The sequence below is a fragment of the Streptomyces lydicamycinicus genome, assembly GCF_000829715.2.
GTDB lineage: Bacteria > Actinomycetota > Actinomycetes > Streptomycetales > Streptomycetaceae > Streptomyces > Streptomyces lydicamycinicus.
In genome coordinates, this window is record NZ_BBNO01000009.1 from 102,182 (window position 1) to 124,376 (window position 22,195).

19 protein-coding genes and 1 pseudogene are annotated in these 22,195 nt (G+C 72.2%); 17 read left to right on the forward strand and 3 right to left on the reverse strand.

Going from position 1 to position 22,195, the window contains the following annotated elements; genetic code table 11:
* Window positions 1-128 precede the first annotated feature (128 nt).
* The 10 genes and pseudogenes from TU31_RS29785 to TU31_RS29820 all read left to right on the forward strand — a co-directional run bounded on the left by TU31_RS29785 (window position 129) and on the right by TU31_RS29820 (window position 11,400).
* A complete protein-coding gene (locus TU31_RS29785) occupies window positions 129-4,442 on the forward strand; it encodes a bifunctional nitrate reductase/sulfite reductase flavoprotein subunit alpha (RefSeq protein ID WP_042160288.1) in 4,314 nt (1,437 codons plus the stop codon).
* A 138-nt stretch (window positions 4,443-4,580) separates the two neighbouring features.
* Window positions 4,581-4,775: a hypothetical protein gene (locus tag TU31_RS29790; protein WP_042160290.1), complete on the forward strand. Its 195-nt coding sequence runs from the start codon at window positions 4,581-4,583 to the stop codon at window positions 4,773-4,775.
* A gap of 45 nt (window positions 4,776-4,820) precedes the next feature.
* Window positions 4,821-4,952 (forward strand): annotated as a pseudogene (locus TU31_RS38200) (LLM class F420-dependent oxidoreductase); the annotation flags it as partial.
* Window positions 4,953-5,004: 52 nt separating this feature from the next.
* Window positions 5,005-7,413: a phosphoketolase family protein gene (locus TU31_RS29795; protein ID WP_042160293.1), complete on the forward strand. Its 2,409-nt coding sequence runs from the start codon at window positions 5,005-5,007 to the stop codon at window positions 7,411-7,413.
* Between the two features lie 117 nt (window positions 7,414-7,530).
* The gene (locus TU31_RS39245) at window positions 7,531-7,707 is read left to right on the forward strand and encodes a hypothetical protein (RefSeq protein WP_181018697.1); all 177 of its coding nucleotides are present in this window, start codon (window positions 7,531-7,533) and stop codon (window positions 7,705-7,707) included.
* Window positions 7,704-8,195 (forward strand): monovalent cation/H+ antiporter complex subunit F, encoded by a 492-nt coding sequence (locus TU31_RS29800; protein WP_042160294.1) that lies wholly within the window; start codon window positions 7,704-7,706, stop codon window positions 8,193-8,195. Before TU31_RS39245 ends, TU31_RS29800 begins: the two co-directional genes overlap by 4 nt.
* Complete coding sequence (locus tag TU31_RS29805; RefSeq protein ID WP_042160295.1) at window positions 8,188-8,457, forward strand: Na(+)/H(+) antiporter subunit B; 270 nt, start codon at window positions 8,188-8,190, stop codon at window positions 8,455-8,457. Before TU31_RS29800 ends, TU31_RS29805 begins: the two co-directional genes overlap by 8 nt.
* On the forward strand, window positions 8,454-9,212 hold the full coding sequence (locus TU31_RS29810) for an MnhB domain-containing protein (protein WP_042160296.1): 759 nt from the start codon (window positions 8,454-8,456) through the stop codon (window positions 9,210-9,212). Before TU31_RS29805 ends, TU31_RS29810 begins: the two co-directional genes overlap by 4 nt.
* Window positions 9,209-9,556, forward strand: coding sequence for a sodium:proton antiporter (locus TU31_RS29815; protein WP_042160297.1), 348 nt, complete (start codon window positions 9,209-9,211; stop codon window positions 9,554-9,556). Before TU31_RS29810 ends, TU31_RS29815 begins: the two co-directional genes overlap by 4 nt.
* Window positions 9,553-11,400 carry a complex I subunit 5 family protein gene (locus TU31_RS29820; RefSeq protein ID WP_042160298.1) on the forward strand — a complete coding sequence of 616 codons (1,848 nt, stop codon included), beginning with the start codon at window positions 9,553-9,555 and terminating at the stop codon, window positions 11,398-11,400. Before TU31_RS29815 ends, TU31_RS29820 begins: the two co-directional genes overlap by 4 nt.
* A 123-nt stretch (window positions 11,401-11,523) precedes the next feature.
* Here TU31_RS29820 and TU31_RS29825 read toward each other — a convergent pair whose 3' ends face one another.
* On the reverse strand, window positions 11,524-12,183 hold the full coding sequence (locus TU31_RS29825; protein ID WP_042160669.1) for an HhH-GDP family DNA glycosylase: 660 nt from the start codon (window positions 12,181-12,183) through the stop codon (window positions 11,524-11,526).
* A 218-nt stretch (window positions 12,184-12,401) separates the two neighbouring features.
* On the opposite strand from TU31_RS29825, the gene TU31_RS29830 reads away from it, so the two are divergent.
* On the forward strand, window positions 12,402-13,490 hold the full coding sequence (locus tag TU31_RS29830) for a cation diffusion facilitator family transporter (protein ID WP_042160299.1): 1,089 nt from the start codon (window positions 12,402-12,404) through the stop codon (window positions 13,488-13,490).
* A gap of 40 nt (window positions 13,491-13,530) precedes the next feature.
* Here TU31_RS29830 and ligD read toward each other — a convergent pair whose 3' ends face one another.
* A complete protein-coding gene (ligD, locus tag TU31_RS29835; RefSeq protein WP_042160300.1) occupies window positions 13,531-14,463 on the reverse strand; it encodes a non-homologous end-joining DNA ligase in 933 nt (310 codons plus the stop codon).
* 691 nt (window positions 14,464-15,154) lie between these two features.
* Between ligD and TU31_RS29840 the strand changes: the two genes are divergently transcribed.
* From TU31_RS29840 to TU31_RS29860, 5 genes are all read left to right on the forward strand, one after another.
* Window positions 15,155-15,991: a hypothetical protein gene (locus TU31_RS29840; RefSeq protein ID WP_042160302.1), complete on the forward strand. Its 837-nt coding sequence runs from the start codon at window positions 15,155-15,157 to the stop codon at window positions 15,989-15,991.
* Window positions 15,992-16,089: 98 nt separating this feature from the next.
* The gene (locus TU31_RS29845; protein WP_042160304.1) at window positions 16,090-16,488 is read left to right on the forward strand and encodes a DUF7144 family membrane protein; all 399 of its coding nucleotides are present in this window, start codon (window positions 16,090-16,092) and stop codon (window positions 16,486-16,488) included.
* A 22-nt stretch (window positions 16,489-16,510) separates the two neighbouring features.
* A complete protein-coding gene (locus TU31_RS29850) occupies window positions 16,511-17,902 on the forward strand; it encodes a DUF2252 domain-containing protein (RefSeq protein ID WP_042160306.1) in 1,392 nt (463 codons plus the stop codon).
* Window positions 17,903-18,039: 137 nt separating this feature from the next.
* Complete coding sequence (ku, locus tag TU31_RS29855; RefSeq protein WP_042160308.1) at window positions 18,040-18,975, forward strand: non-homologous end joining protein Ku; 936 nt, start codon at window positions 18,040-18,042, stop codon at window positions 18,973-18,975.
* A 122-nt stretch (window positions 18,976-19,097) separates the two neighbouring features.
* A complete protein-coding gene (locus TU31_RS29860) occupies window positions 19,098-19,325 on the forward strand; it encodes a DUF6458 family protein (RefSeq protein ID WP_042160310.1) in 228 nt (75 codons plus the stop codon).
* Between the two features lie 41 nt (window positions 19,326-19,366).
* On the opposite strand, the gene TU31_RS29865 is transcribed toward TU31_RS29860, so the two are convergent.
* On the reverse strand, window positions 19,367-20,896 hold the full coding sequence (locus tag TU31_RS29865) for an alpha/beta hydrolase (protein ID WP_052719112.1): 1,530 nt from the start codon (window positions 20,894-20,896) through the stop codon (window positions 19,367-19,369).
* A gap of 351 nt (window positions 20,897-21,247) precedes the next feature.
* Here TU31_RS29865 and TU31_RS29870 point away from each other — a divergent pair, with 351 nt between their 5' ends.
* Window positions 21,248-22,195, forward strand: coding sequence for a histone H1-like repetitive region-containing protein (locus TU31_RS29870; RefSeq protein WP_042160313.1), 948 nt, complete (start codon window positions 21,248-21,250; stop codon window positions 22,193-22,195).

Here is a 22,195-nt window from a genome sequence, read left to right on the forward strand (position 1 = left end):
CGGTTCTCACGGAGCGCCTCCGGTGACTGTGTGGCCGCCGTAACGACTGGTGATCGCTTGATGTGACACCCGGTTAACGGGCCGTTCGTAGGGTCGGAGCGAGCTTCCGACCACGAAGGGAACCGTCCGTGACCGCACCGGAACCGCTGGCAGAGCGCCTCACGCAGGTGCGGACGGCGTGCTCGTACTGCGGGGTCGGGTGCGGGATCGTGCTGGATGTCGCGACGGACCCGGAGGGGCGGCGGACCGTCCGCAAGGCGGCCGGGGACAAGGCCCACCCGGCGAACGGTGGACGGCTGTGCACCAAGGGCGCAACCAGCGCCGAGCTGCTCGCCGCACCGGGGCGGCTGTCGGCCGCCCTGGTGCGCGCGGACCGCGGTGACGAGCCGGTGGCCGAGGCGATGACGGCGGCGATCAAGCAGACCGCCGGGCGGCTGCGCGAGATCGTCGACGAGCACGGCCCGGACGCGCTGGCGCTGTACGTGTCCGGCCAGATGACGCTGGAGGCCCAGTACTTGGCGAACAAGCTCGCCAAGGGCTTCGTGCGCACCCGGCACATCGAGTCCAACTCCCGGCTGTGCATGGCGAGCGCGGGCAGCGGCTACAAGCTGTCGCTGGGCGCGGACGGGCCGCCCGGCTCCTACCAGGACTTCGAGCATGCCGATGTCTTCTTCGTCATCGGTTCCAACATGGCCGACTGCCACCCGATCCTCTTCCTGCGGATGATGGAACGGGTGAAGGCGGGCGCCAAGCTGATCGTGGTCGATCCCCGCCGTACCGCCACCGCGGCCAAGGCCGATCTGTTTCTCCAGATCGCACCGGGTACGGATCTGGCGCTGCTGAACGGTCTGCTGCATCTGCTGGCCGAGAACGGCCGGGTGGACACGGAGTTCATCGCCGAGCACACCGAGGGCTGGGAGGCCATGCCGGCCTTCCTCCAGGACTATCCGCCGACGCGGGTCGCGGAGCTCACCGGAATTCCGGAGGCGGACCTGCGCCGGGCCGCCGAGTGGATCGGCGCGGCGGATGACTGGATGAGCTGCTGGACCATGGGCCTGAACCAGAGCACCCATGGCACCTGGAACACCAATGCCCTGGTCAACCTGCATCTGGCGACCGGTGCGATCTGCCGGCCCGGCAGCGGCCCGTTCTCGCTCACCGGCCAGCCCAATGCGATGGGCGGCCGCGAGATGGGCTACATGGGGCCGGGGCTGCCCGGCCAGCGGTCGACGCTGGTGGCCGAGGACCGTGCCTTCGCCGAGGAGCTGTGGGGCCTGGAGCCGGGGACGGTGCGGGCGGACGGGCCCGGGCAGGGGACCGTGGAGATGTTCCGGCGGATGGCGGACGGCGACATCAAGGCGTGCTGGATCATCTGCACCAACCCCGTCGCCTCGGTCGCCAACCGCCGGACGGTCATCGAGGGGCTGGAGGCCGCGGAGTTCGTGGTCGCCCAGGACGTCTTCGCGGAGACCGAGACCAACGCCTACGCCGATGTCGTACTGCCCGCGGCCATGTGGGCCGAGTCCGAGGGCGTGATGGTCAACTCGGAGCGCAATCTGACGCTGGTGCGACCGGCCGCGGACCCGCCGGGCGAGGCCTGGCCGGACTGGCGGATCATCGCGGAGATCGCCTGCGCCATGGGCTACGAGGACGCCTTCACCTACCACAGCGCGGAGGAGATATTCGAGGAGATCAAACGCGCCTGGAACCCGATGACCGGCTATGACCTGCGCGGAGTGACCTATGAGCGGCTGCGGGAGACCCCGGTGCAGTGGCCCAGCGCGGCCGTCGACGGGCCCGACCGGAATCCGGTGCGCTACCTCAACGACGGCGTCAGCCAGACCCTGGACGAGCGGCCCGACGGCACCCGCCCCCGGCTGTCCTTTCCCACCGCGACCGGCCGGGCCGTGTTCTTCGCCCGGCCGCACCTCCCGCCGGCCGAGATGCCCGACGACGACTTCCCGTACGTACTGAACACCGGGCGGCTGCCCCACCAGTGGCACACCCTGACCAAGACCGGCAAGGTCGCCAAGCTGAACAAGCTCAACCCCGGCCCGTTCGTGGAGCTGCACCCGCAGGACGCGGAGTCGCTGGGCCTCGCCGAGGGCGACATGGTGGAGGTCGCCTCGCGGCGCGGCCGGGCGGTGCTGCCCGCGGTGGTGACCGACCGGGTACGGCCCGGCAACTGCTTCGCGCCGTTCCACTGGAACGACCTGTTCGGCGAGTACCTCAGCGTCAACGCGGTGACCCATGACGCGGTCGACCCGGTCTCCTTCCAGCCCGAATTCAAGGTCTGCGCGGTGTCGCTGGCCAGGGTCGCGGCCGCCCCGGGGCAGCCGCAGGGCGGGGCGGGCGCCGGGCGGACCGGCGGCGGGTCGGGGGCCGGGGCGGACCAGGACCACGACGGGGCGACGGCGGTGCTGGCCGGGGTGTTCGGGCTCGGCGAACCCGCCCCGCCGGCGCTGGCCGAGCACGAACGGCGCTATCTCTCCGGTTTCCTCGCCGGGCTGGGCTCCGGGCCCGCCACCGCCGTCGGCACTCCCGTACTGCCGTCCCACGCCCCGTTCAGCCCGGAGAGCGCGCTGTGGGTCAACGGCGTCCTGGCCGGGATGTTCTCCCGCACGCCGGACACCCGGCCGGCGACGGCGGCGGACCCGGCGGAGGCTCCCGCCGAGGCAGCCGACGCCCCGGCCGCCCGTACGGTCGTCGTCCTGTGGGCCTCCCAGACGGGCAACGCGGAGGAGGTCGCCGCCGACACGGCCCGCCGGCTGACCGGCAGCGGACGGGCGGCGACGCTGCTCAGCATGGACGACAGCGCACCGGCCACCCTGCCCCGCGGCGCCGATCTGCTCATCGTCACCAGCACCTTCGGCGACGGCGACGCCCCCGACAACGGGACCGGCTTCTGGGAGACCCTGAACGCGCCGGACACGCCCCGGCTGGACGGGATGCGCTACTCCGTCCTCGCCCTGGGCGATTCCTCCTACGACGACTTCTGCGGCCACGGCCGCCGGCTCGACGCACGCCTCGCCGAGCTGGGCGCGAAGCGGCTGGTGCCCCGTACGGACTGCGAACCGGACTATGAGCAGCCGGCGGGGCAGTGGCTCGACCAGGTCCTCACGGCCCTGGAGGCCGGCGCGGAGCCGGAGGGCGGCGCGGAGCCGGAGGGCGGCGCGGAGCCGGACGGCGGTGCGGAGGCGCAGGCCGGCGGGGAGGCGGACGGCGGTGCCGGGGCGGGTGCCGCGGCCGCCGCGCCGCCGGGGGCGGTCCCGGCTCCCGCCGCACCGGGCGGGGCACGGGGCGGCCCCACCCGGCCCTCGAAGGCCGCGCCCGCCACCGCCCGCCTCGTCGGCAATGAACTGCTGAGCCGGGCGGGGGCCACCAAGGAGGTGCGGCAGTTCACCTTCGACACCCGGGACGGCGACGGCACCCCGCTGGACTACGAGGTGGGCGACGCGCTCGGCGTGCTGCCGCGGAACTGCCCGGACCTCGTCGCGGAGTGGCTGGCCGTCACCGGTCTCGATCCCGCCACCCCCGTAGAGCTCCCGGGCCCGGGCACGGTGCCGCTGGGCGAGGCGCTGCACCGCCATCTGGACATCGCCAGGATCACCCCCGCGCTGCTCCGGCTGGTCGCCGAACGCACCGGTGACCGGGTCCTCAAGAAGCTGCTGCGGCCCGACAACAAGGGTGAACTGGCCCAGTGGACCTGGAGCCGGCAGGCCGTCGACGTGCTCGCGGAGTTCCCGGTCCGGGCCGGTGCGGCGGAGTGGGCCGGTCTGCTCCCCCGTCTCCAGCCCCGGCTGTACTCCATATCGTCGAGCCCGCTGACCGATCCCGGGCTGCTCCGGCTGACGGTCTCCGTGGTCCGCTACGAGAACCGCGCGGGCCGCCCGCGCAAGGGCGTGGCCTCCACCTTTCTGGCCGATGCCGAGCCCGGCAGCCCGGTACCGGTCTTCGTCCAGCGCACCGCCCACTTCCGTCCGCCGGCCGACCCGGCCACCCCGATGGTGATGGTGGGCCCGGGCACCGGAGTCGCGCCCTTCCTCGGCTTCCTCGACGAACGGCGGGCCCGCGGCCACCGCGCCCCCAACTGGCTCTTCTTCGGGGAGCAGCGACGCGCCACGGACTTCTACTACGAGGAAGCGCTCGACCGGCTGCGCCGCGACGGGCTGCTCACCCGGCTGGACACCGCGTTCTCCCGCGATCAGCGGGCCAAGGTCTACGTCCAGGACCGGATGCGCGAACACGGCGCCCAGCTGTGGTCCTGGCTCCAGGACGGCGCACACTTCTATGTCTGCGGTGACGCCTCCCGGATGGCCAAGGATGTCGACCGCGCGCTGCGGGACATCGCCGTGGCACACGGTGGCCTGGCGGAGGAGACGGCCGCCGGTTACGTCAAACAGCTCGCCGCCGACAAGCGCTACGTCCGCGACGTGTACTGAGACGCAGCGGGACACGGACCGAGCCCGCCCCCTGCGTAACGCTCTCTCCCGGCCCTGCCGTTCGCGCGCCCCTCGATTGATTTCTTGAACGGGCCGACCTCGGGCATTGGACGGACGATGGAGAGGAAGGAGAGCGCTATGACCCTGATGACCGCTGACGCCATGACCACCGAACCGGAGCCGAAGGGACCGGGGCCGGTGCCGAGCGAGCCCGAACCGGTGCCACGGGACCCGGCCCCCGCCGAGCCGGAACCGGACGAGCCGGGCCCGGCCCCCACGGAGCCGCCCGGCTCGAAGCCGGGCGCCCACCCGGCGCCCGAACCACCCGACTGACACCGCCGCACCCCGATTGCCACCCGGTGTCAGCACAGCGAGGTGAGGACATGGTGCACACCCGAGGTGCTGCCACCGATCGGGGTGGCCGTCTCAGGCCGGCGGCCCTGTGAGATCGCCGGCCGCCTGGGTGATCTGGTGATCGCCACCGAGCCCCGGACCGAGCTGCTGCCCGCACTGCGCCCGCTGTGACCCGCCCGACGCACGCCCCATTGATGAGGAGCTGAGCATGCACGACGCGGAAATCCCGGCGGGGACGACGGAGGCCCCGGCGGCGGCGGGGCCCCTCGACGCCGCCGAGCTGCGACGGCTCGATGCCCACTGGCGGGCCGCCAACTATCTGGCCGTCGGGCAGATCTATCTGATGGCCAATCCACTGCTGGAGGCGCCGCTGCGCCCCGAGCACATCAAGCCGCGGCTGCTGGGCCACTGGGGCACCTCACCCGGTCTGAACCTGGTGCACACCCACCTCAACCGCGTCATCAAGGCCCGTGACCTGGACGCCCTGTGCGTATGGGGGCCCGGACACGGCGGTCCTGCCGTAGTGGCCAACTCCTGGCTGGACGGCACCTACTCCGAGACCTATCCCGATGTCAGCCGGGACGCCGCGGGCATGGCCCGGCTGTTCCGGCAGTTCTCGTTCCCCGGCGGTATCCCCAGCCATGTCGCGCCGGAGACCCCGGGCTCGATCCATGAGGGCGGCGAGCTGGGCTACTCCCTCACCCATGCCTATGGCGCCGCGTTCGACAATCCGGAGCTGCTGGTCGCCTGTGTGGTCGGCGACGGCGAGGCGGAGACCGGGCCGCTCGCCGCGTCCTGGCACGCCACGAAGTTCCTGGACCCGGTGCACGACGGCGCGGTGCTGCCCCTGCTGCATCTCAACGGCTACAAGATCGCCAATCCGACGGTGCTGGCCCGGATCCCGCGGGACGAACTGGACGCGCTGCTGCGCGGCTACGGCCATGACCCGATCCATGTCACCGGCGACGATCCGGCGACGGTCCATCAGGAGCTGGCCGCCGCCATGGACCGCGCCCTGGACCGGATCGCCGCCATCCAGCACCGGGCCCGCGGCGAGGGGGTCACCGAGCGCCCCCGCTGGCCCATGATCGTGCTGCGGACCCCCAAGGGCTGGACCGGCCCGCACGAGGTCGACGGGCAGCCCGTCGAGGGCACATGGCGCTCCCACCAGGTCCCGCTTCCGGGCGTACGGGAAGACGCCGGGCATCTGCGGCAGCTGGAGGAGTGGCTGCGCTCGTACCGGCCGGACGAGCTGTTCGACTCCGAGGGCCGGCCGCGGCCCGAGGTGCTGGCGTGTGTGCCCGAGGGCTCGCGCCGGCTCGGTGCCTCACCGCACGCCAACGGCGGTCTGCTGGTACGGGACCTGCCGCTGCCGCCGCTGGAGCGGTACGCCGTGGAGGTCGACAAGCGCGGCACCGTGCTGCACGAGCCGACCCGGGTGCTGGGCGGACTGCTGCAAGCGGTCATGGACGCCACCGCGGAGCGCCGCGACTTCCGTGTCGTGGGCCCCGACGAGACCGCGTCCAACCGTCTGGAGGCGCTCTACGAAGCCACCGGCAAGGCCTGGCAGGCACAAACACTGGACACCGACGAGCATCTCGCCCACGACGGCCGGGTCATGGAGGTGCTCTCCGAGCATCTGTGCCAGGGCTGGCTGGAGGGCTATCTCCTCACCGGCCGGCACGGGCTCTTCTCCAGCTACGAGGCGTTCGCGCACATCGTCGACTCCATGGTCAACCAGCACATCAAATGGCTGCGGACCGCGCGCCGGCTGCCCTGGCGGCGCCCCCTCGCCTCGTTGAACTATCTGCTCACCTCACACGTCTGGCGGCAGGACCACAACGGTTTCTCGCACCAGGACCCCGGCTTCGTCGACCACATCCTCAACAAGAGCCCGGAGGTGGTGCGGGTCTATCTGCCGCCGGACGCCAACACCCTGCTCTCGGTGGCCGACCATGCGCTGCGCAGCCGTGACTACGTCAATGTGATCGTGGCCGGCAAACAGCCGAGCTTCGACTGGCTCACCCTCGACGAGGCCCGCACCCACTGCGCCCGCGGCGCCGGCGCCTGGCAGTGGGCGGGCACCGAGGACGGCAGCAGGGACCCCGATGTGGTGCTGGCCTGCGCCGGGGACGTCCCCACCCAGGAGACGCTGGCCGCCGCCGCTCTGCTGCGCCGGCATCTGCCGGAGCTGGCGGTGCGGGTGGTCAATGTCGTCGACATGGCCCGGCTGCTGCCGTCGGGGGAGCATCCGCACGGTATGCCGGACCCCGAGTACGACGCGCTGTTCACCCGCGACAAGCCGGTCATCTTCGCCTACCACGGCTACCCGTGGCTGATCCACCGGCTCTGCTACCGCCGCGCCGGACACGAGAATCTCCATGTCCGCGGCTACAAGGAGGAGGGCACCACGACCACGCCCTTCGACATGGTCGTCCGCAACGATCTCGACCGGTACCGGCTGGTGATGGACGTGGTGGACCGGGTGCCCGGCCTCGGGGTGCGCGCCGTCGCGCTGCGGCAGGAGATGGCGGACACCCGCACCCGCCACCACGCCTGGATCCGGGAGCACGGCACCGATCTGCCGGAGGTCGCCGACTGGACCTGGGCCGGCTGACGGGGCCCGGTGGCGGCCCCGCCTCCGACGGAGTAACGCGCGGCGCGGTGACGGGGCGGCCCGGCCCCCGCATGTGAGCCTGAGGCCCGGGTACCCGGGGCCTCAGGAGGTGCGCGGATGGCGCGATGGCTGACAACGGGCGCCGAACTCATCGGCTGGTGGGCGGTGTTGACCGGACTGTGGATCGTGCTGATCGGTACGGTCGACACCCTGGAGTGGGCGGTCGGCGCCGGCGCCGCGCTGCTCGCCGCCGGTGCGGCCTGCGGTGCGCGGCGTGCGGTCGACCGCCGATGAGCGGTTGGACCGCCGCGGCCGCCGCGCTGCTGCTGTGCGGTGTCGCCCCGGCCGCCTGTGGCGCCGCCACCGGCCCGGTCCGGCGGCGGGTGCCCGCACAGAACCTGACGACCACCCTGCTCAGCCTGGTCATCCTGCTGCTGGCCCAGGGCTACGGCCGCCCGGCGTACACCGATCCGGCGCTGGTGCTCGCGGTGCTGGGGCCGGCCGGCACTCTGCTGTATGTGCGGCTGCTCGCCGACCAGTTGGCGGCACATCCGCCGCGGCCGCGCTCGCTGCTCGCGGTGACGGCGCTGAGCTATACGGCCGTGCCCGCCGTGGTGCTGCCGCTGTGTGTGGCCACCGGGCCCGGCAGGGCCATGGTGAAACTGCTGGTCATCGGCGTGCTGTTGGTGCTGGGGAGCCGGGTGGCGGCCCGTGCGGTGACCGCCGCCGTCTCCGCGGGCCACGGCCGGACCGGACCGGCGGAGGGAATGTCCGATGGCTGACGATCTGCCGCTGCTGCTCGGCCTGCTCCTGGTGGCCGCCGCCGGAACCGCCGCCGTCCTGGTGCGCGATCCGGTGCGGCAGTCCTTTCTGCTGTCCCTGTTCGGCCTGACGCTGGCCCTGGTCTTCCTGCTGCTCCAGGCCCCCGATGTCGCGCTCTCCCAGCTGGCGGTGGGCTCCGCGCTGACCCCGCTGATGGTGCTGCTGTCCGTACGCAAGGTGCGGCGCAAGGCGCGCAGTGAGCGCCGGGAGGAGCACGAATGAGCAGCAGGCTGCGGCTGTGGGTGCTGGCCGCCGGCGGACTGGGGGTGGCCGTCCTGTTCGTCCTGGCCTGCTTCGACCTGCCGGCGTTCGGCGGGCTCCGGCACCCGTACGGCGACCGGGCCGTGCATGCCGCGCTGGCCCGGCACACCGCCAACACCGTCTCCTCCGTCAACTTCGACCAGCGCGCCTTCGACACCCTCGGCGAGGAGTCCATCCTGTTCGGCTCGGTGGTGGGCACCGTCGTCCTGCTCCGCCAGACCCGGGACGAGGGCCGGCTGCCCCCGGAGCCGGCCACGGTCGCGCCGCCGGTCCGCCGCTATGCGCTGATCGCGCTGCCCGTCACCCTGCTCATCGGCCTGTACGTCATCGCGCACGGCCAGCTCAGCCCCGGCGGCGGCTTCCAGGGCGGGGTCGTGGTCGCCACCGCGCTGCATCTGCTCTATATCGCCGTGGACTACCGGGCGCTGGAGCGGATCCGGCCGGTCGGCCTGTACGAGGTGGCGGATGCCGCCGGGGAGGCCGCCTATCTGCTGGTGGGCACGGCCGCGCTGGTGACGGGGGCGGCGTTTTTGACCAACTTCCTTCCCTACGGCACGTTCAACACGCTCTCCTCCGGCGGCACCGTCCCGCTGCTCAACGCCGCCATCGGCGTGGAGGTGGCCTGCGGGGTGGTCGTCCTGCTGGCCCGTTTCCTGGACCAGGCCGTAGAGATCGAGAGCGGGGACCGGGACGACGAAGCGGAGGCCGGGACATGAGTGTGCTGCCGTATCTGATCGCCGGATGGCTGTTCCTGATCGGCTGTTACGGGCTGGCCACCAGCCGCAACCTCATCCACGCGGTGGGCTGTCTCGCCGTCTGCCAGTCCTCGACCTATGTCCTGCTGCTCGCCATCGGCTACCGGGACGGCGGCACCGCCCCGGTCTTCTCCGACATCGCGCCGGGCTCCCGCCCCGTCGTCGACCCCGTCGTGCAGGCCCTCACCCTCACGGACATCGTCATCGGGGCGACCGTCACCGCGCTGCTGCTCTCCCTGGTCATCCAGGTCGCCAAACGGCACCGGACGGTGGACCCGGACGAGCTCTCGGAGCTGCGGGGGTGAGCGTCGACCGGATCCTTCCGCTGATCGTGGCGGTCCCGCTGTTCGGGGCGGCGCTGCTGGTCGGCGCGGGCCGGCGGCTGCCGCGGTCCGCCGCCGAGGTGCTGGGGTGTCTCTTCGCCGCGGCCACGGCGGCGCTCGCGCTGGCCGCATCGGCCGGTACCCCGTCGTCCAGCGCCCGGCCCCTCGAATGGCTGGGCGGCTGGCGGCCGCACGACGGGGCGGGGGTGGGCATCGTGCTGGTCGGCGACCGTATCGGCCTCGGCCTGGCCACCCTGGTCTCCCTGCTGGTGGTGGCCGCCCTCGCCTACGCCTGGCGGTACTTCGACGAACCCCCACGGCGCCACGCGGGCTCCTTTCCCGCCCTGGTGCTGCTCTTCCAGGCGGGCATGTGCGGCTTCGCGCTGGCCGGGGATCTGTTCAACGCCTTTGTCTTCTTCGAGCTGATGGGCGTCGTCGCCTACGCCCTGACCGGCTACCGCGTCGAGGAGGCCCGCGCCGTCCAGGGGGCCTTGGTGTTCGGCGTCGTCAACTCCCTCGGTGCCTACACCACCTTGCTGGGCATCGGCCTGCTCTACGCCCGCACCGGCGAACTCGGCCTCGCCCAGATCGGCAGCGCCCTCGACGCGCGCCCCGGCGGCCCGGACGCGCTGGTGATCGCCGCCTTCGTCCTCGTGGCCACCGGACTGCTCGTCAAGGCCGCGGCGGTGCCGTTCCACTTCTGGCTCGCCGATGCGCATGCGGTGGCCCCCACGCCGGTGTGCATGCTGATGTCCGGGGTCATGGTCGAGCTGGGCGTGTACGGCACCGCCCGGGTCTACTGGACGGTCTTCGCGGGCCCCGGCGGCATCCCGGCGCCCGACGCGCAGCGGGCGCTGCTGGCGCTGGGGGTGCTGACCGCGGTGCTCGGTGCGGTGATGTGCGGGCTCCAGCGCCATCTCAAGCGGCTGCTGGCCTATTCCACCGTCGCGCACACCGGCCTGTTCCTCATCGGCCTGGCGGTGCTCACCCCGGAGGGGCTCGGCGGTGTCGCGCTGTACGTGCCGGCGCATGCCGGGGTGAAGGCGGCGCTCTTCGCCTGTGTGGGGATCCTGCTGGACCGGTTCGGCAGCGTCGATGAGCCCGAGCTGCACGGCAAGGGGCGGGAACTCCCGTGGGTGGGCGTGCTGTTCGGGACCGGCGGGCTGGCGCTGGCCGGACTGCCGCCGTTCGGCACCGCGCTGGGCAAGGCCGTGACCGAGGAGGCGGTGGGCGGCTGGGCGACCGCGCTGTTCGTGGTGGTCTCGGCGGCCACCGGGGGCGCGGTGCTGCGGGCCGGAGCGCGGGTGTTCCTGGGCCTGGGGCCGGTCCTGGGGAGCGGGGCCGCCACGTCCGGGCCGGCCGACGCCGCCGACGACGCGGCCGCCGAGGAGACCACCGGGAAGGCGGAGGAGCCGGAGACCAGCGGCGGACGGCTCACCCGGGTTCCGGGCAGCATGCTCGCGGTGCCCGCCGCGCTGCTCGCCGGGGCCCTGGCGGTCGGACTGGTCCCGGGCCTGCGCACCGGCACCGGTCACGCCGCCGATGCCTTCACCGACCAGGCCGGCTACCTCGCGGCCGTGCTGCACGGCCGGGCGGTGGAGCCCGCGTCCACTCCCCCGCCGCACTGGTCCACGGCCGGCGTGCTGTGGGGACTGCTCGCCACCGCGCTGGCCGTGGGCCTCGCCCTGCTCGCCGTGCGCCGTCCGCTGGGCGCCGAACCCGCCCGCTGGACCACACCGCTGCGCCGGCTGCACTCCGGCCATGTCGGCGACTATGTCGCATGGTTCCTGGCGGGCGTCACCCTGCTGGGGGTGCTGGTCGTGTGACGGGCCCGGCCGCGGTCCTGGCACTTCCCACGACCGGTTGCGGGTCGTGCCCCCGGCCCGGGTTCCGGGCCGCGCCCGCGGCCGGGATCCGGGAGCCGCGCCCGCGGCCGTGCCCCGCCCGTTTCAGGCCCCCGCGGCCTCCCGTACCTCCTCGGCGACGGACCGGTCCAGCGCCGCGCGCACCAGCCCCGAGGCGAACGCCGCGGTCTCGTCCGCACCGACCAGCCGGGCCAGCTTCTCGCTGTCGCCCGGCAGGCCCAGCCGCTCCGCCCCCTGGACCGCCTTGGCGTCGAGATACGGGGCGAGTTCGGGCCAGACGCCCTGGACCTCGCGCAGAAAGATGTGGCAGCCCGCCGGTCCCAGGCCGGGCACCTCCCGCAGTGCGCTGCGCAGCGCCCCGAGGTCGCCGTCGGCCGCGTCCCGCATCCGCCGCAGATCGCCGCCGTACCGGTCCAGCAGCAGGGTGGCACCGTCCCCGAGCTGAGTGGCGGTGCGCTCGTCGTAGCGCCGGTAGCCGCCCTCGCCCAGCGCGTCGACCCGTTGCTGCCAGGTCGCGTCCGCCATCCGCCGGGGTGTGCGCAGTCCCGCGTCGAACAGCGCCCGGGCGGCCGCCACCGCCACCGAGGCGCGGATCCGCGCACTGAGCAGCCCGGCCAGCACCAGCACCTGGTACAGCGGCTGCGGGGTGTTCGCCAGCCGGATACCGCTCTCCGCGGCGAAGGTCTCACCGTGCCGCTCCAACAGGGTGCGGGCCAGCGCCCGCTGACCGCCGCGGGGGCTCATCGCGCGCACCCGTACCGGCACAGCACGTCATTGCGGGAAGTCTCGTTCACGTCCTGTCCTCCGTCGTTCCGGTCGGGGTCCGCACTCACCGTCCCCGGTACGCACGGCGGGAAACAGCCGCTGCTCCGTGGGGCGCAACGACACCGCACCGTATGCGTGGCCAGGTACGGGCGGCTACGCTCGCGACGGCGGTCCGACCGACGACGGGGAGGCCACGCTTGTCCCGGCACGCTGACGCTGCACCGCACTCCACCGGCCGGCCGGACCGGCAGGACGGGAAGGACGCGGAGGACGCCAGGACGGCGGTCACGGTCTTCGTGGCTCTCGGCGCCAATCTGGTGATCGCCCTGGCCAAGCTGGCCGGCGGGCTGTTCGCGCGCTCGCCCGCGCTGCTGTCCGAGGCGGCGCATTCGGTCGCCGACAGCCTCAATGAGCTGTTCCTGCTCGCCTCGCTCAAGCGCAGCACCCGCGCGCCCGACAGCCGGCACCCCTTCGGCTACGGCAAGGAGCGGTACTTCTGGTCGCTGCTCGCCGCGGTCGGCATTTTCGTCATGGGCGGCTGTTTCTCCTTCTTCCAGGGCATCGAGGCCCTGCGCTCGCACCACTCGGAGACCTTTACGGGCTATGTCGTGGGCCTCGTCGTGCTGGCCGTCGCGCTGGTCGCCGAGGGCTCCTCGCTGGTCCGCGCCCTGCTCCAGGTCCGTGGCCGGGCGCGGCAGGCCGGCCACAGCATGCGAAAGGCGGTCCGGACGGCCGACGACCCGGCGCTGCGGACGGTACTGGCCGAGGACTCCACCGCCTGTTTCGGTGTGCTGGTCGCCATGGCCGGCCTGGGCCTTCACATGATCACCGGCGAGGTGCAGTGGGAGGCCTGGGCCTCCATGATCATCGGCGCGCTGCTGGTGTTCGTCGCCTATCAGCTGGCCAAGGAGTCCCGTGGCCAGATCATCGGCGAGGCCGCCGACCCGGCGCTGCGCCGGGCCCTGCGGACGTTCCTGGAGGAGCAGCCGGAGATCGACACGGTGACCACCCTGCTGACCATGCGGCTGGGCACCCGCTCCACGCTGATCGCGGCCCGGGTCGATCTCGTCGGCGGGCTGGACAGCGAGGAGGTCGAAGAGGTCCTGGTGCGGGTGAAGGCGGCCGTCCGTGAGCAATGGCCGATCGCCGACCAGGTCTTCCTGGACGTCACGGAGGCCACGCCGCGGGACCGGGAGCGCGCGCGGCGGGAGCGGCGGCAGCTCGACGAGTCGGTGAGCGCGGGCGGCGAGGGGCCCGGGGCGAAGCCGCCGGAGGTCCAGGGGTGAGGTGGCGCCGGAGGTGTGCTCCCGCCGGCCGCCGCGTCGCTCACCGCAGCGCGTCGAGCCGCCGGCGCGCCGTACGCAGCGACCGCCCGCGGGCCGGCGCCCCGGACCACGGCCGCGCCGCCACCTGCTCCAGCACGCCCGCGACATCCTTCACCGTCCAGCTCCGCGCGGTGAGTTGGGGATCGTCGAGCTGCTGACGGCTGATCGGCGCGGCGACCGGACCGCCCGCTTTCGCCCGCAGCGACCAGGGCGCGACGGCCGTCTGGGCATAGGCGTTGCGCTGCACATCGAGGTAGAGCCGGTCGCCCCGGGACTTCTTGCGTACGGCGGTGGTGAGGCGGTCCGGGTGACGCGCCGCCAGCACCTCGGCGGCGTCCTGGGCGAAGCCGCGGACCGTGTCGAAGTCGCTCTTGCCGTCCAGCGGCACGATGACGTGCAGGCCCTTCGACCCCGTGGTCATCAGGGCGGCCGGCAGCCCGAGTTCGTCGAGCAGTCCGCAGAGCCGCCGGGCGGCTTCCCGTACGGCTTCGAAGTCCGGGCCGGGCGGGTCGAGATCGAACACCAGCCGGTCGGGGTGGTCGGGCCGGCCGGCGCGGGACAGCCAGCGGTGGAAGGTGAGACAGGCCTGGTCAGCGAGGAACAGCAGGGTCGCCTTGTCGTCGCAGACGGTGTGGGTGACGGTGCCGCCCTCCTTGGTGACCTCCGCCCGCCGGATCCAGTCGGGGTAGTGGCCGGGGGTGTCCTTCTGCATGAACTGCGGGCCGCCGAGGCCCTCCGGAAGCCGTTCCAGCATCAGCGGCCGTCCCCGGAGCTGCGGGACCATCGCCACGGCCACCCGGCGGTAGTAGCCGACGACATCGGCCTTGGTCAGCCCGTCGTCGGGGAAGAGGACCTTCTCCGGCCGGTGGATCCGCACCGTGCGGCGGCCGGCGCGCACGGTCTCCGTGCCGGTGCCGGTATCTGTGGCGTTCATGCGGGCGGGGGTACCCGCTCCGGGCCGTCGTACGCTCGCGCGTCCGGGTGGTGCGGGGCGCGGTGCGGCCGTTCGCCGTCCGTGTCGCCGGGCGGTCCGGGGCGTCGCAGAGTGAGGAGGTACCTCGCGGAGTCCGTACGCCGTATGCCGCATGGCCGGCCCGGGATCGGCAAGGAGAACCAGCATGCCGCGCGGAGCGGGCGCCGGGCGCCCGGCCGCGGAGGAGCGACGTGTGAGGAGCTCATGACGGTGCGACAGCCAGCACGACCGCCGGGCATCACCCATCGGGACCCGGTCCCGCCCACCCCGGGCCCGGGACCCGGGCCACCAGGCCCCACGCCGGGCCCGGGCCCCGGCCCGGTCCCCGCACCGGGCCCCGATCCGGTGCCCCCGCAGCCACCACGTCCCGAGCCGGACCCGGTCCCGCCCCATCCGGCGCCGCCTACGCCGGGCCCGGAGCCCGGCCCCGCGCCCGATCCGCTCCCGGCCCCGGGCGCCGCGGGACGGGCCGTGCCACCGGGCGCCTCCGGGTCGCCCGGAGCCGCGCCCGGCTCGCCGTCGACGGAGCCGCGGGGAACGCCCGCACCACGCTGACGAGGCAGGCCCTGGCCGATCCACGGTGGATCGCCAGGGCCCGCGTGGGTCGGCGTGCGCCCGCGCCGGCCCGCCGGACAGGTTCTACGCTCGGCGGGTGCGGAATTCCGAGGAGCGTGCCGAGGGTGCGGGACCGTTCATCACCCGGCTGACCTGGCGCCTCGAAGAGGGCGGCACGGCCGTCTGGGAGTCGCGGGCGGCCCGTAAGCGCGGGACGCTCGCAGTACGGCCCGCGGGGGCCGCCGAGACCAGTACGCGGCGGGCCGGCGCCGCGGCGCTCGACCGGCTGCGCAGACTCAACGGCGTGGCCGCGGTCTCCTTCACGATCGGCGGGTCCCTCTTCGCCCTCGGCGCGGCGCTCGCCCAGTGGAGCTCGGGCCCGGCCACCAGCGCCACGATCTACTTCGTCGGCGGGGTGTTCTTCACCCTGGGCGGCTATGCCTCACTCGTTCAGGCCATCAACGCGCCGCGGCGGGAGAGCACGGCCGGTTCGCTGGCCACACACCGCTTCCGGTGGTGGAGCTACGAGCCGGGCCGGATCGACTGGCTCAGTACGTTCGTGCTGTTCGCGGGGACGCTGGTGTTCGGTGTCAATCTGCTGGATTCCTTTCTCCAGGGGCTCACGTCCCAGCAGCTGAACCGGCTGGTCTGGGCGCCCGACATGATCGGGTGTCTGCTGTTCCTGATCTCGGGTCATCTGGCGGTCGCCGAGATCTGCCACGGCCGGCCGTGCATCCACCGGCGCAGCCTCGGGTGGTGGATCGTCGCGGTCAATCAGCTGGGTTCGGTGCTCTTCATGGTCTCCGCGGTGGCCGCGTTCACCCGCCCGGAGACCGGCAGTGAGGTCAGCGTCGGCGTCGCCAACTGGGGAACTCTCACGGGAGCCCTGTGCTTCGCGGTGGCCGGTGTGCTCCAGGCCTTCGAACGTCCCTGACATGCGGCCGACCGGACCCTGTGTAAACGTGGAATGCACTGCATGGCCACCTGCGGGTCCGGTTTGGACGGCCAGGTTTCTCAAGTGAGGAGTGACCCATGGCCACTCAGAAGAAATATGTGGGCGGCTGGACGGCGTTCGCCGCGGTCCTGATGATTTTCGGTGGTGCGATGGCCTTCCTGGAAGGCATCTCCGCCATCGCCAAGGACCAGGTATTCGTCACCACACAGAACTACGTCTTCTCCTTCAACCTCACGGGCTGGGGCTGGATCCATCTCATCCTGGGCATCATCATCCTGCTCGCGGGCGTCGCACTGCTCGCGACCGGGGCGACGTGGGCACGGGTCATCGGTGTGATCCTGGCCGGCCTGGGTGCGCTCGCGAACTTCCTGTGGATTCCGCACTACCCGTTCTGGGCCATCGTGCTGATCGCCATCGACATCTTCATCATCTGGGCGCTGTGTACGGACAACCACCGCCACGCCGCCACCAGGTGAGCTGAACCCTCCGGCGCCGGCAATGGCCACCGGACCCACCGCACAGGAACGCGCGGAACAGGGCAGGGCACTTCGCTCCGAAGTGCCCCGCTCCCGTCATGCGGAGTTCGAGCCCACCGCCTCCCGTGCCGATCCGGTGGACCTCATCGAGCGGCAATCGGCGGTCCGCGTACCGGAGTTGGTGCCCCTCCGCTACGGGCGGATGCTGGAGTCGCCGTTCCGCTTCTACCGCGGGGCCGCGGCCATCATGGCGGCGGATCTGGCGACCACCCCGTCGACGGGGCTGCGGGCCCAGCTGTGCGGGGACGCCCATCTGCTGAACTTCCGGCTGCTGGCCTCCCCCGAGCGGCATCTGATGTTCGACATCAACGACTTCGACGAGACCCTGCCCGGTCCGTGGGAGTGGGACGTCAAACGGCTGGCGGCCAGCTTCGCCATCGCGGGCCGCGGCAACGGTTTCAGCGAGACGGTCCGGGCCGGCATCGTCCGGGCCGCCTGTGCGTCCTACCGCGACCGGATGCGCCAGTACGCGGACCTGCGGACCCTGGAGGTCTGGTACGCCCATGCCGATATGGCCGATGTGCAGGCCGAGGAGGCGCAGGAGCTGGGCAGCAGGGGCCGGGCGGGGCTGTCCCGGGTCATCGCGGAAGCCCGTACGCACGACACCGTGCAGGCGTTCCGCAAGCTGACCCGGAAGAGCGGCGGCCGGGTCCGGATCGCCGCCGATCCCCCGTTGATCGTGCCGCTGGCGGATCTGCTGCCGGACGCGGAGCGTGACGAGCTGGAGGACCGGCTCCGCGGGCTGATCCAGGGCTACGCCGCCAGTCTGCGGTCGGACCACCGGCGGCTGCTGGAGCAGTACCGGGTGGTCGACATGGCCCGCAAGGTCGTGGGCGTCGGCAGTGTGGGCACCCGCTGCTGGATCGTGCTGCTGCTCGGCAAGGACGCGGACGACCCGCTGCTGCTCCAGGCCAAGGAGGCCGACGAGTCGGTCCTCGCCCCGTACGCCGGCGCGGCCGCCCAGCGCAACCAGGGCGAACGCGTGGTGGCCGGCCAGCGGCTGATGCAGGCCGCCAGTGACATCTTCCTCGGCTGGGACCGGGTCACCGGGATCGACGGCCGCACCCGCGACTTCTACGTACGCCAGCTGCGCGACTGGAAGGGCATCATGCCCGCGGACATGATGGTGCCGGTGGGCATGCGGCGCTTCGCGGTGCGCTGCGGTGCCACGCTGGCCCGCGCGCACGCCCGCTCCGGCGACCGGATCGCGATCGCCGCCTACCTGGGGCGGGGAACGGTCTTCGACGAGGCGCTGGCGCGGTTCGCGGAGCGTTACGCGGACCAGAACGAGCGCGATCACCAGGCGCTCGTGGAGGCGGTCCGGGAGGGCCGGGTCACCGCCCGGCCGGGCTGAACCGGCGGGAGGCGCCCAGGGGCGAGGGGCGCCCGCTGCCGCCGCCACCCGGTCGGCTCACCTGGTATCGCCCGGGATGTACGGTCCGTCCGCCCCGCCTAGCATGGTGCCGAATGGCTCCGATGAAGGCGGCCCCCATGCGCCCCACGGCGAAGTTCTCCATCAGCTTCGGCCTGGTCACGATCCCGGTCGCCGCGTACAACGCCACGGACACCTCCGCGTCGGTGAGCTTTGTGCGGATCCACACGGCGGACGGCGGACGGGTGCGCAATCAGCCGGTGTGCTCGCTGGAGGGCGTCGAGATCACCCCGGACGAGATCGGCCGGGGCTACAAGCCCGGCGACGGCGACACGGTCGTGCCGCTGAGCGACGAGGATCTGGACGCGCTGCCGCTGCCCACCGCGAAGACCCTGACGATCCTGGCCTTCGTCGCCGGCGGCGACATCGACCCGCTCCAGATGGGCAAGGGCTATTACCTGGGCATCGACAGCCCCGCCGCGGCCAAGCCCTACGTACTGCTGCGGGAGGCGATGGAGCGGCATCAGCGCGTCGGGCTCGGCAAGATCGCGCTGCACGGGCGGGAGACCCTCGCGATGATCCGCCCGATGGAGGGCGCGCTGGTCATGCAGGTGCTGCTGTGGCCGCACCAGATCCGTTCGATGGACGGAGTGCTGCCCGAGCGGCAGGCGGAGGTCGCCCGCAACGAGGTGTCGGCCGCCGAGGCCCTGATGGATTCCTTCGGTGAGCTGTCCGAGGACGATCTGCACGATCACTACCGGGAGTCACTCGAAGAGATCGTGGCGGCGAAGCTGGCGCACCGCGAGCCGGAGTTCCCGGCCGGCGAGGAGCAGCCCGCCGGAGAGGTGATGGACCTGATGGCGGCACTCCAGGACAGCGTCCGGGCGGCCAAGAGGTCCCGCGGCGAGGACGAGGAGGCCGGGTCCGGCCGTACCGCGAAGAAGAGCACGGCGAAGAAGAGCACGGCGAAGAAGTCCACCGCCACGAAGGCCGCCGCCAAGAAGCAGACCGCGGCGAAGAAGACCGCGGGCAGGGGCGGGCGGCGGGCCGGCTGAGCCTCCCACGGAACCCGGCTGCCGGTGGCCGCCCTGGCCTGCCTGCGGACATAAGGCGTCCGCCGCGGGGTACGCGAGCGTCATCAGGCCTTACTGCCAATACAGTTATGGAGGCTGACGCCATGGGTATCGGCGGATGCATCGGTCTGCTCGCGGTGGGGGCGATTCTCACCTTCGCGGTGGACTGGCACATGGCCGGCATCAACGTTGACCTGGTCGGCATCATCATGATGATCGTCGGCATCATCGGGCTCGCGACCTATGTGAGCATTCTGAAGCGGCGCCGCACCCAGCCGCCGTCCCCGGGCGCCCCGGTCGTCGATGTCGAGGACACCCGTTACTACAAGTAGTTCCCGGCCAGGCGGTGTTCGTTCCGCCGTCGGCCCGTCCTTCAGCCGCAGGACGTACCGGACTTCGGCAGGACCCCGTTCAGCAGGAAGTCGTCGACATGGCGCCGCACACAGAGGTCTCCGGTGGTGTAGGCGGCATGTCCCTCACCGTGGAAGGTCAGCACGACACTCGAATTGCCCAGCTCGCGGGCCATGTTGAAGGCACCCTCATAGGGCGTCGCCGGGTCGTTGCTGGTCGCGACGAGCAGCAGGGGCGGCGCAGCGGGCGCCGCGACCTCGCGGGAGGAGTCGTCGCCCGCCACCGGCCAGTCGTAGCAGTCCAGCAGGAGCGGGGCGATGTCCGGGCCGAAGAGCGGGGACGCCTTGGTGAGTTCGCGCTCCGCCCGGGGGTAGTCGTCGGCGCCATAGCGTTCCGAGGTGTCCCGGCACGAGATCGCCCGGAGGGCCAGCTGGTCCTGCGGCGGTAGCTCGTCCCGCCCCACCTGGGGTGCCGGGACCGTACGGGCGGCGCTGCCGCCGCCGCTCTCGCTCAGGCGGAGGATCCCGGCGGCGTCGCCCCGCCGCAGCTGCGCCAGCGCCTGGCGCAGCGCCGGCCAGTCGCTTCTGCTGTACAGGGCCTCCCGCAACGCGTACACATAGGTGGTCTCATCCACCGTCTCCCCCTTCACCTTCATCGGCCGTTCACTCAACTCCTGGTACCACGTGCGCAGTTGCTCCTGCGCCCCGCGCTTGTCGGTGCCCAGCGGGCAGTCCGCGCTCTGGAGGCAGTCGGCGGCGAAGTCGTCCAGCGCCCGCTGGAAGCCGCGGGCCTGGGCCAGTGCGGTCTGCCAGGTGTTCTTGGTCGGGTCCTCGACGCTGTCCAGGACCATCCGGCCGACCTTGTCGGGGAACTCATGGGCGTAGACCGCGCCCAGTTTGCTGCCGTAGGAGAAACCCAGGTAGTTGAGCTTGTCGTTGCCGACGGCGGCGCGCAGTACGTCCATGTCCCGGGCGACATCGGGGGTGCCGACCCAGCGCAGCAGGCCGCCGGAGTACCGGCCGCAGGCCTCGTTGATGCGCTTCTCCTTCGTGGCGAGGCTGTCGTCGCCGCCCGTGGCGAGTTTGCTGCCGCAGGAGATGGGTTCGGTGTGGCCGGTGCCGCGCGGATCGAAGCTGACGATGTCGTAGCGCTGATTCAGCCGGGCGAAGGCGTTCCCGCTGTCGATCAGATAGTTGACGCCGGAAGCACCCGGCCCTCCGGGATTGATCACCAGTGAGCCGAGGTGTTCGCCGGGCCCGGTCGCCTTCAGCCGGATCAGCTGGACCTGCATCGTGCTCCGGGCGGGGTGGGCGTAGTCCCGCGGCACGTCCATGCGGGCGCACTCCAGGCGTTCCCGGAAGCCGGGCGGCTGGGAGGCGCCGTCGCTCTGCGCGCCGCTCTGGAGGTCCTGGCCACAGGGCTCCCAGGACAGCGTCTGCTGGTAGAACGGCGCCGGCTCGGGGTCATCGACGGCCCCCGCGGCCGGAGTTCCCGCGAAGACGCAGAGCAGCGCCACCGCCGCCGCCAGGGCCGACAGCCGCAGTGCTGTCACGCACCGGCGAACACACCGCGCTCCCCCTACTCCCACACGAGACGGTGCACGGCGTGTTCCCGGCATATTCCGAGCCTAGGGCCGTTGCACCGCTCCCGCACACCTGCCGTGGAGCGCCACCCGTGGAACACCGGCCGTGCGGCGGCAACCGACGGTCACGGCGCCATGACCCGGCCACACAGCGGGACCGGCTCCTTTCACAGCGTGGTCCCGGAGGGCTTTTCGGCCCGCTCAAGATGCGGCGGTCACGACTCCGATCACTCTGGAGATAGGGCACAAATGATGCCGCCAAGCGGCGGCCCCCTGCACAGACGCCCATCGGCTGCACGTCCGGGAAAAGGTGACGCACCCATGAATGACGGAACCAAGGTCCTGCTGGCCGCCGCTCTGGCCGGCGGCTATGTGCTGGGCCGCACGAAGAAGGGCCGGTTCGCCCTCACCGCGGCGTCCTATATCGCCGGGCGTCAATTCGGGCTTGAACCGCGCCAGCTCGTGGCCCAGGGGATGCGCAAACTCAGCGAGATCCCCCAGGTAGCAGAGCTGGGTGAACAACTGCGTGGAGAAGTGCTGGACGTCGGCAAGAAGGCCTTGACGACCGCCGCCAACCGCCGTCTGTCGACGCTTGCCGACACGCTCCACGACCGTACCCACGCGCTCGAATTCGGCGCAGAAGAGCCGGAAGAGGAAGAAGAAGGGGAGGAAGAGGAGGGGGAAGAAGAGTACGACGAGGAGGAAGAGCCGGAGGAGGAAGAGGAAGAAGAGGAGGAGCCCGAGGAGGAAGAGGAGCCCGAAGAGGAGTACGACGAGGGTGAAGAGGAAGGGCCCGAGGAGGAGGAAGAAGAGGAAGAGGAAGAGGAGCCCGAGGAGCGGCCCCGTCGGCGTACGCCACGAGCGGCTGCACAGAAGCGGGGTGGGCAGAAGCCGCCCGCCAAGAAGACCGCAGGGAAGAAGGCTGCCGCAGGCCGGCCTGCCGCGAAGAAGACCGCGGCGAAGAAGGCCGCGCCCGCCAAGAAGACCGCAGCCAAGAAGACGGCGGCGAAGAAGACCACAGCACAGAAGACGGCCAAGAAGGCACCCGCCAAGAAGGCGGCCCCGGCCAAGAAGACGGCGGCAAAGAAAACCGCCGCGAAGAAGACGGCAGCGAAGAAGACCGCAGGAAAGAAGACCGCCGCCAAGAAGTCGGCCACCAAGGCCACTGCCAAGAAGGCTCCTGCGAAGAAGACTGCCGCACAGAAGAAGGCAGCTCCTGCGAAGAAGAGCGCCAAGAAGACATCATCGCGCGTCGAGCGCCGGAGGTAA

Coding starts and splice junctions, on each gene's coding strand:
- TU31_RS29810 (WP_042160296.1), top strand. CDS start 8,454: ATGAGCAGCAGGCTGCGGCTGTGGGTGCTGGCCGCCGGCGGACTGGGG.
- TU31_RS29825 (WP_042160669.1), bottom strand. CDS start 12,183: ATGAGCCCCCGCGGCGGTCAGCGGGCGCTGGCCCGCACCCTGTTGGAG.
- ku (WP_042160308.1), top strand. CDS start 18,040: ATGCGCCCCACGGCGAAGTTCTCCATCAGCTTCGGCCTGGTCACGATC.
- ligD (WP_042160300.1), bottom strand. CDS start 14,463: ATGAACGCCACAGATACCGGCACCGGCACGGAGACCGTGCGCGCCGGC.
- TU31_RS29850 (WP_042160306.1), top strand. CDS start 16,511: ATGGCCACCGGACCCACCGCACAGGAACGCGCGGAACAGGGCAGGGCA.
- TU31_RS29805 (WP_042160295.1), top strand. CDS start 8,188: ATGGCTGACGATCTGCCGCTGCTGCTCGGCCTGCTCCTGGTGGCCGCC.
- TU31_RS39245 (WP_181018697.1), top strand. CDS start 7,531: ATGGCGCGATGGCTGACAACGGGCGCCGAACTCATCGGCTGGTGGGCG.
- TU31_RS29790 (WP_042160290.1), top strand. CDS start 4,581: ATGACCCTGATGACCGCTGACGCCATGACCACCGAACCGGAGCCGAAG.
- TU31_RS29845 (WP_042160304.1), top strand. CDS start 16,090: ATGGCCACTCAGAAGAAATATGTGGGCGGCTGGACGGCGTTCGCCGCG.
- TU31_RS29870 (WP_042160313.1), top strand. CDS start 21,248: ATGAATGACGGAACCAAGGTCCTGCTGGCCGCCGCTCTGGCCGGCGGC.
- TU31_RS29800 (WP_042160294.1), top strand. CDS start 7,704: ATGAGCGGTTGGACCGCCGCGGCCGCCGCGCTGCTGCTGTGCGGTGTC.
- TU31_RS29860 (WP_042160310.1), top strand. CDS start 19,098: ATGGGTATCGGCGGATGCATCGGTCTGCTCGCGGTGGGGGCGATTCTC.
- TU31_RS29815 (WP_042160297.1), top strand. CDS start 9,209: ATGAGTGTGCTGCCGTATCTGATCGCCGGATGGCTGTTCCTGATCGGC.
- TU31_RS29795 (WP_042160293.1), top strand. CDS start 5,005: ATGCACGACGCGGAAATCCCGGCGGGGACGACGGAGGCCCCGGCGGCG.